This is a genomic window from Bacillus mobilis (assembly GCF_001884045.1).
Taxonomy (GTDB): domain Bacteria; phylum Bacillota; class Bacilli; order Bacillales; family Bacillaceae_G; genus Bacillus_A; species Bacillus_A mobilis.
This window is the reverse complement of record NZ_MACF01000003.1, coordinates 1-9,303: the sequence shown is the minus strand read 5'-3', so window position 1 is coordinate 9,303 and position 9,303 is coordinate 1. Positions and strand designations below refer to the sequence as shown.

At 37.2% G+C, this 9,303-nt stretch carries 11 protein-coding genes, 1 pseudogene, 1 riboswitch and 1 other annotated feature; of the genes and pseudogenes, 6 read left to right on the top strand and 6 right to left on the bottom strand.

Annotated features, from left to right (window positions below; translation table 11 throughout):
• Positions 1–434, top strand: a 434-nt coding sequence (locus BAQ44_RS00075; RefSeq protein WP_145925740.1) for an IS200/IS605 family accessory protein TnpB-related protein, incomplete at its 5' end; no start/stop codon positions are given.
• 81 nt (positions 435–515) lie between these two features.
• Here BAQ44_RS00075 and BAQ44_RS00070 read toward each other — a convergent pair.
• Entirely contained in the window at positions 516–1,355 is an 840-nt protein-coding gene (locus BAQ44_RS00070) for a hypothetical protein (protein WP_071720123.1), read from the bottom strand.
• 51 nt (positions 1,356–1,406) lie between these two features.
• Positions 1,407–2,129 carry a GNAT family N-acetyltransferase gene (locus BAQ44_RS00065; protein WP_071720121.1) on the bottom strand — a complete coding sequence of 241 codons (723 nt, stop codon included), beginning with the start codon at positions 2,127–2,129 and terminating at the stop codon, positions 1,407–1,409.
• Positions 2,130–2,252: 123 nt separating this feature from the next.
• On the opposite strand from BAQ44_RS00065, the gene BAQ44_RS00060 reads away from it, so the two are divergent.
• Both BAQ44_RS00060 and BAQ44_RS00055 read left to right on the top strand, forming a co-directional pair.
• Positions 2,253–3,092 (top strand): DUF2785 domain-containing protein, encoded by an 840-nt coding sequence (locus BAQ44_RS00060; protein WP_071720119.1) that lies wholly within the window; start codon positions 2,253–2,255, stop codon positions 3,090–3,092.
• Positions 3,093–3,110: 18 nt separating this feature from the next.
• Positions 3,111–3,569, top strand: a complete 459-nt coding sequence (locus BAQ44_RS00055) for an NUDIX hydrolase (protein WP_071720118.1) — start codon at positions 3,111–3,113, stop codon at positions 3,567–3,569.
• On the opposite strand, the gene BAQ44_RS00050 is transcribed toward BAQ44_RS00055, so the two are convergent.
• Positions 3,566–4,603, bottom strand: a complete 1,038-nt coding sequence (locus tag BAQ44_RS00050; RefSeq protein WP_116758338.1) for a tryptophan--tRNA ligase — start codon at positions 4,601–4,603, stop codon at positions 3,566–3,568. The two genes, BAQ44_RS00055 and BAQ44_RS00050, sit on opposite strands and share 4 nt — an antisense overlap.
• Positions 4,604–4,607: 4 nt before the next feature.
• Positions 4,608–4,816, bottom strand: a binding site (T-box leader).
• Positions 4,817–4,968: 152 nt separating this feature from the next.
• Between BAQ44_RS00050 and BAQ44_RS00045 the strand changes: the two genes are divergently transcribed.
• Positions 4,969–5,268: a hypothetical protein gene (locus BAQ44_RS00045; protein WP_063261522.1), complete on the top strand. Its 300-nt coding sequence runs from the start codon at positions 4,969–4,971 to the stop codon at positions 5,266–5,268.
• A gap of 74 nt (positions 5,269–5,342) precedes the next feature.
• Here the strand turns inward: BAQ44_RS00045 and BAQ44_RS00040 are convergent, their stop codons facing one another.
• Both BAQ44_RS00040 and BAQ44_RS00035 read right to left on the bottom strand, forming a co-directional pair.
• Positions 5,343–6,464 (bottom strand): AI-2E family transporter, encoded by a 1,122-nt coding sequence (locus tag BAQ44_RS00040; protein WP_071720113.1) that lies wholly within the window; start codon positions 6,462–6,464, stop codon positions 5,343–5,345.
• A gap of 63 nt (positions 6,465–6,527) precedes the next feature.
• The gene (locus BAQ44_RS00035) at positions 6,528–6,776 is read right to left on the bottom strand and encodes a GlsB/YeaQ/YmgE family stress response membrane protein (RefSeq protein WP_000539721.1); all 249 of its coding nucleotides are present in this window, start codon (positions 6,774–6,776) and stop codon (positions 6,528–6,530) included.
• A 136-nt stretch (positions 6,777–6,912) separates the two neighbouring features.
• Between BAQ44_RS00035 and BAQ44_RS00030 the strand changes: the two genes are divergently transcribed.
• Together BAQ44_RS00030 and BAQ44_RS30945 are read left to right on the top strand one after the other, a co-directional pair.
• Positions 6,913–7,380 carry a GNAT family N-acetyltransferase gene (locus BAQ44_RS00030; RefSeq protein ID WP_071720111.1) on the top strand — a complete coding sequence of 156 codons (468 nt, stop codon included), beginning with the start codon at positions 6,913–6,915 and terminating at the stop codon, positions 7,378–7,380.
• Between the two features lie 33 nt (positions 7,381–7,413).
• Positions 7,414–7,556, top strand: a riboswitch (cyclic di-AMP (ydaO/yuaA leader).
• A gap of 96 nt (positions 7,557–7,652) precedes the next feature.
• Positions 7,653–7,796 carry a hypothetical protein gene (locus tag BAQ44_RS30945; RefSeq protein WP_000945246.1) on the top strand — a complete coding sequence of 48 codons (144 nt, stop codon included), beginning with the start codon at positions 7,653–7,655 and terminating at the stop codon, positions 7,794–7,796.
• Between the two features lie 54 nt (positions 7,797–7,850).
• On the opposite strand, the pseudogene BAQ44_RS00020 reads toward BAQ44_RS30945, so the two are convergent.
• A pseudogene (locus BAQ44_RS00020) lies at positions 7,851–9,303 on the bottom strand (collagen-like protein); the annotation flags it as partial.

The window sequence follows — 9,303 nt, the reverse complement described above, 5'->3', positions numbered from 1 at the left end:
AAGAAGAAGTTTGTAAAATCGTTATTGGTCAAAACAAAAGTTGGAAACAAGAAACGAATATGGGAAAAAGAAATAACCAATCGTTTTGTCATCTCCCGCATAGTTTACTGATTCAAATGATTACATACAAAGCAAATGTTGTAGGCATCCAAGTTGTTGTAACTGAAGAATCATATACATCGAAAGCAAGTTTTCTGGATAACGACTTCATTCCAACATATAGAAAAGATGACCAAAATACAACTTTTTCAGGAAAACGAATAAAGCGCGGCATATATCGTTCAGCAAATAAAACTTTAATTAATGCAGATGTAAATGCTGCGGCTAACATTTTACGAAAAGTAATCCCAAATGCATGGACAAATGGGATAGAGGGGTTAGGCGTGAAACAGCTCGCTAATGTGTTAACTCCCCTGACGTTAATCGTCCGTTAGGTCGAAACGTTAGAAACCCCCACTTCAAGCTTTGCTAAGTGGGGGAGTGTTCATTTTGTCGTTCTCATTTTTCTTTTTATCTTACAAACAGGCAAGAAGTTCTTTTACTTGTTCATAAGTTGTACACGGATTCCCTCGAAATACGTATGTAATTTGTTCATCACCTAAATCTTCATATACAACTGTCCCGCGATCAGGGTGCGAATAAAACTCTAATCCATTTATAATTTGTTTTGGGCCATAATTCATTGTCCAAGAAGAAACAGGATAGTACGCTTTGTTTTTATGCCGACAAACCCAAAGTGCATATAGTTTACTATCTTCATCCCAGTATACATACTGTATTTCATCATTTCCGAAACCAACTGATTCAAGTTTCCAACTTGACTTTTCATGAATTGATAATTTTACATAGGATACGTCTTCGGGAGCATTCCACTCGCGACATCTTCCTATCTCACCCATTTCACCTCTCTTCGCTTGAAAGCTTAATAAGTGAAATGGTGTATGTAATATCCTTTTCGCAAGCTCCATATTTACCGGTTGTAATTCAATTAGAAATCGTTCCATTTCATCTTGGTTTATATATCCGCGATCAACAGAAACTTCAATTTGTGTTTTCCATCGAGATATAACGTAACTTTCTTTTCCTTTATAATTTACACCTTTCCAATACACAAGCCATTTATATTGAAAACAATCTCCTTTTGCTTGAGAAATACAACTCTCCGGAAATACTGGCTCCATTATATCTAGAAAAAACTCTTTTACCCGAAACATTCCAGTTGGAGTAACAACCTGAAACCAAAAAGTTTCCCACTTTTCACCTTCATAACGTTCTGAAACCTTTTCAACTTTCCAATTCTCTAACAGTACATGTGGATACAGTAAAACGAATGAATGCATGGATTGCTTTAACATATATAGTCCCCTCCCGCTATACGAGTTCGAGAGTATACACCATTCATCCTCCTAAAACTTCCTCACATATCGCTCAGTACTGCTCAGCAACTGACATCCGTTCTTTTCAAAAACATCCTTCATCCACTCATTTTGTACATTTGTCTCGCCAATATAATAAGATGCACCTATTTCTTTTAAGACAAACATTGCTCCTTTAAAGAATGCTGCTTCATACCCTTTATTTCGCACATTTGGAGCGACTGCGAAATACATGAGTTTCCCCTCTTCTAACGTACCTCTCTCAATATGCGGGATTACAATTCCTATCGGCTCTTCATTGATACTTGCTGTTAAACAATGTTCTTTCCATTGCTCACCGATTTCTTGCAACATCATATTTACAAATTGATCATAATCGATTTGTTCTCCCGTCACTTCATTCCACAGTGAGTAAAAAACGTCTTCGCCAATCTCTTCAATAAGCTTAAAATCAATTTCACTTTCTACATCTTCTACTTCATATATATCCTTAAACACAATTATGTTTTCAGTAACATATTCAAATGAATACGTTTCGAAGCATTTTTTATACACATCATAATTTGGGCTTTTTGAAGAAATCTCAAAATGTAAATTTTCTAGTCCCTCTTTTTCAGCCTCAGTAACGCAATACTGCATCATTTCCTTTAATTGTTCTTCTGTAAAAGGCTCTGCATTATTTTCTTTTATCATGATAGAAGAAGCATTTCTTCTTATTTTAAAATGTTTTTCTAACTGTTCTATAGTCATCATATACTTCCCTCATCTATGTCATACTCGAATTTCTACTTGTTCTCCTTGCATGAGCAGGATTGTCCTTGAATATATAGAATACTAGAAAACATCGCATCTTTAAAGTGCGGAGGAGGTTCTCCATTGGATATTACAGCATTGCAACAACAGTTAGAGCTTATACAACAAAATGACTATACGCAACTGCAACATATAGATATTAATGAGTTGACACTTAACATGCTTCAGTATGTCGGAACGACTGATAGTTATGTTCGTTACCAACTTATATATAAATGCTTTTCCTATTTCATTCATCATGAATTCCTTATGGATGATCAGCTGAAATTACTTTTACATACTTGTTTAAGTGATGAGTATTTATATTGTGACATTCACTCCCCACAAACAGATGGGGTTTTCACACGTTCTTACACTGTTTCATTAATTGCGCTAATACTCCAATTCGCTAACTCGCACTACTTTTTTACAGAGGAGGATATTGAAGAAATAAAAAACAAACTCATTTCATATACAAACTTAGAAACAGATTTTCGAGGCTATATTGAAAATAAAGGATGGGCTCATTGTATTGCCCACGTATCAGATGCCTTTACTGAAATTGTTCACAATTCCTATACGACCTTTGAATGGTATGGGGAATTAATTCATTGTTTATTAAATAAGATTTTTATCCCATCTGATCTTTTTCATAATAACGAAGACGAACGCATTATTACGCCGTTACTAGCAATGCTGTATCATGACTTCCCGCAAGAAGAGTTAGTTTCTATTATTCATAAAAAAATAAAAAGGCTTCCTCAAATTAGAAAACGCCTTTCGCTTAATGAATATTGTATTTTATGTGCCAACATTAAAACCTTTTTACGTACATTATTTTTCAGAACGAAAGATGATCACAACTTAGCCTATACAGCACGGAAAACAGAAAGGATGTTAAAAGAACTTCCTAACTATTATTAACATATAAGGAGAATAAGTATGGGTTATATTGAAGACATGAGAAATTTAGTAGGAAATCATCCACTTATTTTAATAGGTTCACACGCCATTATATTAAATGAGAAAAATGAAATATTACTGCAGCTCCGTACAGATTTTAACCGTTGGGGCATAATTGGAGGCGCCTTAGAATATAACGAAACGTTAGAAGACGCTTTAAAACGAGAAGTATATGAAGAAACGGGACTTATCATTAAAAATCCAGAACCATTCCGTACATACTCAGGACCTGATTTCTTTCAAATCTATCCAAACGGCGATCAAGTACACGGTGTACTCGTTGTTTACATTTGCCGCGAGTTCCACGGTGAGCTTGTATGCGACCAAACGGAATCGAAAGAACTACGCTTCTTTTCACTTGATGAGTTACCTAGTAATCTTCCTCCTGTTATTGAGAGGATTGTTACTGATTACCGACAAAAACAAGGGAACGCTTAACGTTCCCTCTCAAATCCAATCCGTTTTTTAATTTCCGCTAAATTTACCTTTGCGATTTCTCTTGCCCGCTCAGCACCTTTTTCTAACGCTTCGTATAATAAATTTGGCTCATTCATATACATAGCGTATTTCTCACGCGGTCCGGCTAATTCGCGGTCTACAACGCGAAACAACTCTTTTTTCACATCGCCCCATCCAATGCCAGTTTCATACTTTTCAAGCATCGACTGCATTTCATCTTTGGTCGCAAATTCTTTATATATCATAAATAACGTTTCTAGTTCTTTCGGTTCATTCGGAAGTGAAGAATCTGTTTTTATTTTAAAAATGAGCTTTCTTAGTTTTTCTCGCTCTGTAAATAACGGAATCACATTTCCGTAACTTTTACTCATTTTTCTTCCATCAAGGCCAGGTAATATGGCACCTTCTTCTTGTATGACATACTCTGGAAGCGTAAATGTCATGCCAAATGTATGATTAAAATACGCCGCAATATCACGCGCTATTTCAATATGCTGAATTTGATCTTTTCCGACAGGTACATGAGTTGCTTGAAATAATAATATATCAGCCGCCATTAAAATCGGGTACGTATATAACCCCATATTAACCCCTGCATCGACCTCTAAACCCGCTTCTTTATTTTGCTCTACCTTCGCTTTATACGCATGAGCACGGTTCATATGCCCTTTCGGAGTTAGACAAGCTAATATCCAAGCTAGTTCTAGAATCTCCGGTACTTCTGTTTGCCTGTAAAAAATAACATCTTCTCCAAGTCCGAGTGATAACCAAGTAGCTGCTACCTCTTTCGTATAACTACTAAACTGACCCGGATCATGCACAGCATTTAACGCATGATAATCAGCTATAAAATACAATGCTTTTCCTTCATTACTCTTTGACATTTGCAGTGCAGGTTTAATCGCACCAATATAATTCCCTAAATGCGGATAACCTGTCGGCTTAATTCCAGTTAACATTATTTTTTCGCTCAACCTAACCCCTCCTTTCTCAAAATAAAAAGAGCCCCTCATCCTTAAAAAGGACGAGAGACTCCCGCGGTACCACCTTAATTAGCTATCATTCATAGCTCACTTCAACTTCTTAACGTGAAGTAATCGTCTTTGCCTACTCATTTCAGCAAGAAGCTCCAGAGCCCATTCCATATTCATCCCTTACTGATTTCCACCACACATCAGCTCTCTGAAAAGTTTTGAATATGTACTCTTCTCTTTCATTGCTTTTCGTTATTTTTTACAGTTTATCACATTTCTCGTTCATCTAAAACTGAATTTTCTTTTTTTGTTAGATTTTAGCAATAGTGATTACCAATTTATTCCGAACGATATATAATCAATATATATAGAATCGATTTGTACTACAAAAACGAGGTGATGTTTTGGGTTGGTTTACTAAAAAAATGAATAAAGTTACGAGCGTTATTCAGACTAACGATGATACTTTAGGGGTAATTATACATTTCACACCTATCGCTATATATGTATACACCTGCGATGAGTACATAGAAACATTTGACGGTACGCTCAATTTTGAAAATGAGAACGGAAAGCAAATAGAAATCGGGGGTACTTTCATTTCTCTTGAAGTAGATGATAATTTTCGTATGGACGATTTAATATTTGATTACAAACTAAAGGAAAGCAATCTACCTATTATTGAATTAAAAGCATACGCATAAGGTGAATTTGTTTACTATAACAAAACTATAAATGAAAAAAAGCTAAAACAGTCTTACCTGTTTTAGCTTTTTTTTCACGTATTCAACTTAACAAATCTATACCCGTGCGTCACTAACACTTTTAATATCGCATACCCTGGAATTGCTAAAATAATCCCCATAATACCAAATAAATTTCCGGCAGTTAAAATAATAAAAATGATAGTAATCGGGTGAATGTCTAACTTTTTCCCCATTACTTGCGGAGAAATAAATTTACCTTCTGCTAATTGTACAATCATCATAACGATAATTACTTTTAACACCATTGATGGCGAGTCGATAAATGCAATAATTAAAGCTGGCGTAATTGCGATGATTGGTCCTACGTATGGAACGATATTTACAATCATCGCTAAAATAGCGAGCAGTACCGCATATTTAATACCAATGATAAGGTAACCGATTAATAGCATAATACCGATGAACAAGCTAACGATAATTTGCCCTCTAATATATGAGCTAATCGCATAATGCATATCATCTAGTATTCTCATCGCTGCTGGCTGTCTTTGTTCTGAAATAAACTTTAAGAAATGATTCGGTAATTGCTCACCATCTTTTAAAAGATAGAACAATATAAACGGAACCATTACAAATGTTAAAACGACCTCTGTAACAGTACTTAAAAATCCAGTTACATTTCCTGTCACTGATGATAACGACTTCGTAAAATCAACTGTATAGTCTTTTACCATACTCGCTACATCAATATTTAAATTCTCCTGAATTTTACCTAGTAAATTACTTTCCCCAAATCTACGTGCTGCTCGTTCAATTTCATGACCGAAATACGGTAAGTTATCTATTAATGCATCAATTTGATCTTTAATAATCGGGATTACTGTTACAACTAAAAACACAAATAATCCTAGTACTATTATATATATAGAAGCGATTGACACGATTCTTGAAACACCTTTCTTTTCTAAAAGCGAAACGAATGGATGCAAAATATAAAATAGTACACCCGCTAATAATACGGGGAAGAAAATTGTTTTTAAAAAGACGATAAACGGAGTAAACACAAAAGAAATTTTTGTTAGCAGTAATATGTTAATAAACAATAACGCAAAGCCAAGTAATACCGCTAAATAATTTTGCTCTCTAAAAAACTTTTTCAACTTATCTCTTTTTCTAATATTTAATTTCTCCAACGAAACCACCTCTTCGAATGATGAAAAGCCCTTATTCAGGGCTTTTCATCATGATCTATATCTTTATTTCCTTGCAGCTTTCACTACAAATGATACAATAAGAATTAACACGATTGCCCCTAATAATGCTGGCACGACATGAATCCCACCAAATGATGGCCCAAAAGATCCAAATAATCTACCACCTAACGAAGCACCTAATAAACCTGCGATAATATTTCCGAACATACCACCTGGAAAATTTTTACCCGTTATAGAACCTGCAATTGCACCTATAATAGCACCAACTATTAATGTGATAATCCATCCCATTTTTAGCCCTCCATTTCTATTATGGTGTATTTCTTTTTCATACTAAATTGTTATGTAACTATTATAATTATTATATCCAATAAAGAAAAATCTTGTCAAATCTATGAAAATAAAGTCTACAAGGAGGTTTTACCCTATGATTCAAAAATTAATTACTACTTCTCACAACACCGCTACTTCTATTTTAAACATTCAAATACCCGCTTATGAAATTGAAGCAAAATATATAAATAGTACGGCTATCCCTCGTCTTTATGATACTGTAGCCGATATTCAATCATGTGATGAAATTTTTCACGGCTATTTTTATGAAGATACGCTTGCCGGGTTTATTTCTTTTAAAATGGATGAAGAGGAAGTTGATATTCATCGTTTAGTAGTATCCCCTGATCATTTTCATAAAGGAATTGCAACAAAACTACTACTATATGTATTTGACATGTTCTCCCCTTCACAAACATATATTGTACAAACAGGGAAAGAAAATACCCCCGCTCTGTCTTTATATAAAAAACATGGATTTATTGAAGTAAAGGATATCATATTACCTGATGGAGTGATTTTAACCTCACTAAAAAAAATCAGAAAACAACAAATAGTTTGACTCATCGATTTATTTATGTTATCTTTTACTTTATAAAACCTTTTGCTGAGTCCAAATTTTGGAGCGGGGGAACCATTTTTGTAGCCATGCTACTTGGGGCGAATCTTATTTAAGTAGGGAAACTCTCACTTCCCGAGTCCGACAGCTAACCTCGTAAGCGTAATGGGAGAGGAAGGTGCTTTTTGCCTATGTTACACAGTGTACCTCCTTAATTATAAATATGGGATCGATACCAATAGACACCTATATTTATAGAAAAGGAGACATGTATAATGTTACGTTTATCTGATCACGCAATCAAAATGATGGAGCAAAGACTTCGACTCGAACAACACCGCACATATCAAGCAAATAAAGTTGTAGATAACTTACATCACAAATACTTCTTTCAACATATTTTTCAACCGAAAAGATAAAGAAAAAAACACAAGGTGTGTCTATACAGACATTCCTTGTGTTTTTTATATTCCTTATAATATTCTCACTACATTTAAACTTGCCGTAATCGCACCTGCTATAGTCGTCACATGCCCTACACCTAATGGACCATTTTGTAATATTAATGTTGAATTAGCACTCGTTACATTCACAAGAAGCGTATTTGAAATGGCAGGTTCGATTACTACAGTTGATGTCGTTACGTTTTGTATAAAACTCCCTGTTAGTTGAGCTCCATTTAATAATAATCTGACAGATACTGTCTCATTCCCAGCACTTGCGTCTCCTTGAAAATAATAACTTACCAAATATATTCCTGGTGTAGATACGGTAACCGTTGTGGCACTAGTTAAAGATACACCAGTTCCATATACAGTGGATCCAGAATTAATTGGGATGTTGGCATTTGCTGCAATTGCACTCGTTGAGGTAGAAAAGAAATAACCGCCCCCTGTTGATATTGCAGATGATCCGGTTGCTCCCATCACACCTTGTGGACCTTGAATTCCTTGGATTCCTTGTGGGCCTGTTATTCCAGTCACTCCGGTTGCTCCCGCCTGCCCCGTTATCCCTTGTGGCCCTTGGATTCCTTGCACGCCTTGTGGACCGGTTGCTCCTGTCTCGCCTGTTGCTCCCGCTTGCCCCGTTACCCCTTGCGGCCCCTGAATTCCTTGGATTCCTTGTGGACCAGTTGCTCCCGTCGGTCCTGTTGCCCCAGTTGGACCGGTTGCACCTGTTGATCCGGTTATTCCTTGGATTCCTTGCGGTCCAGTTGGGCCTGTTGGACCAATCGGACCTTGTATTCCTTGAAGACCTTGAATGCCCTGTGGACCGGTTGGACCCTGAATCCCTTGTATTCCCTGTATTCCTTGCGGGCCTGTTGCACCCGTTGGACCAGTTGGACCCTCTGGACCTTGCACGCCTTGAATTCCAGTCGGACCGGTTGGGCCGATGCTTCCTTGTGGCCCCTGTATTCCTTGTATTCCTTGAGGACCGGTTGGACCAGTTATTCCACTTGGACCTTGCACTCCTTGTAAACCTTGAGGACCGGTTGGACCGATTGGGCCTTGGATTCCTTGCAGACCCTGTAAACCTGTTGGTCCAGTAGCTCCCATTACTCCTTGCTCACCTTGTATTCCTTGTATTCCTTGCGGTCCGGTTGGACCAATTGGCCCTTGTGCCCCTTGCACTCCTTGTTGACCTGCCTGACCGGTTGCTCCTATTGGTCCTTGTACTCCTTGTAAACCTTGTATTCCGGTTGGGCCGGTTGCCCCCTCTACTCCTTGTGGACCTTGAATCCCTTGGTCACCCGTTGGACCTGTTGCCCCCATTGGACCCTGTACGCCTTGCAAACCTGTTAAACCTGTTACCCCTGTCGGTCCCTGTATTCCTTGTACTCCTTGTATTCCAGTCGCGCCTGTTGCTCCTGTCGCCCCAGTTGCCCCCGTTGCTCCAGTTGGACCCGTTGGACCTCCCGGCGATCCG

Excerpts from the sequence above, each read along its gene's own strand:
- BAQ44_RS00050 (WP_116758338.1), bottom strand. The coding sequence starts at position 4,603 with ATGAGGGGCTCTTTTTATTTTGAGAAAGGAGGGGTTAGGTTGAGCGAA.
- BAQ44_RS00065 (WP_071720121.1), bottom strand. The coding sequence starts at position 2,129 with ATGATGACTATAGAACAGTTAGAAAAACATTTTAAAATAAGAAGAAAT.
- BAQ44_RS00035 (WP_000539721.1), bottom strand. The coding sequence starts at position 6,776 with ATGGGATGGATTATCACATTAATAGTTGGTGCTATTATAGGTGCAATT.
- BAQ44_RS00030 (WP_071720111.1), top strand. The coding sequence starts at position 6,913 with ATGATTCAAAAATTAATTACTACTTCTCACAACACCGCTACTTCTATT.
- BAQ44_RS00055 (WP_071720118.1), top strand. The coding sequence starts at position 3,111 with ATGGGTTATATTGAAGACATGAGAAATTTAGTAGGAAATCATCCACTT.
- BAQ44_RS00070 (WP_071720123.1), bottom strand. The coding sequence starts at position 1,355 with ATGTTAAAGCAATCCATGCATTCATTCGTTTTACTGTATCCACATGTA.
- BAQ44_RS30945 (WP_000945246.1), top strand. The coding sequence starts at position 7,653 with ATGTTACGTTTATCTGATCACGCAATCAAAATGATGGAGCAAAGACTT.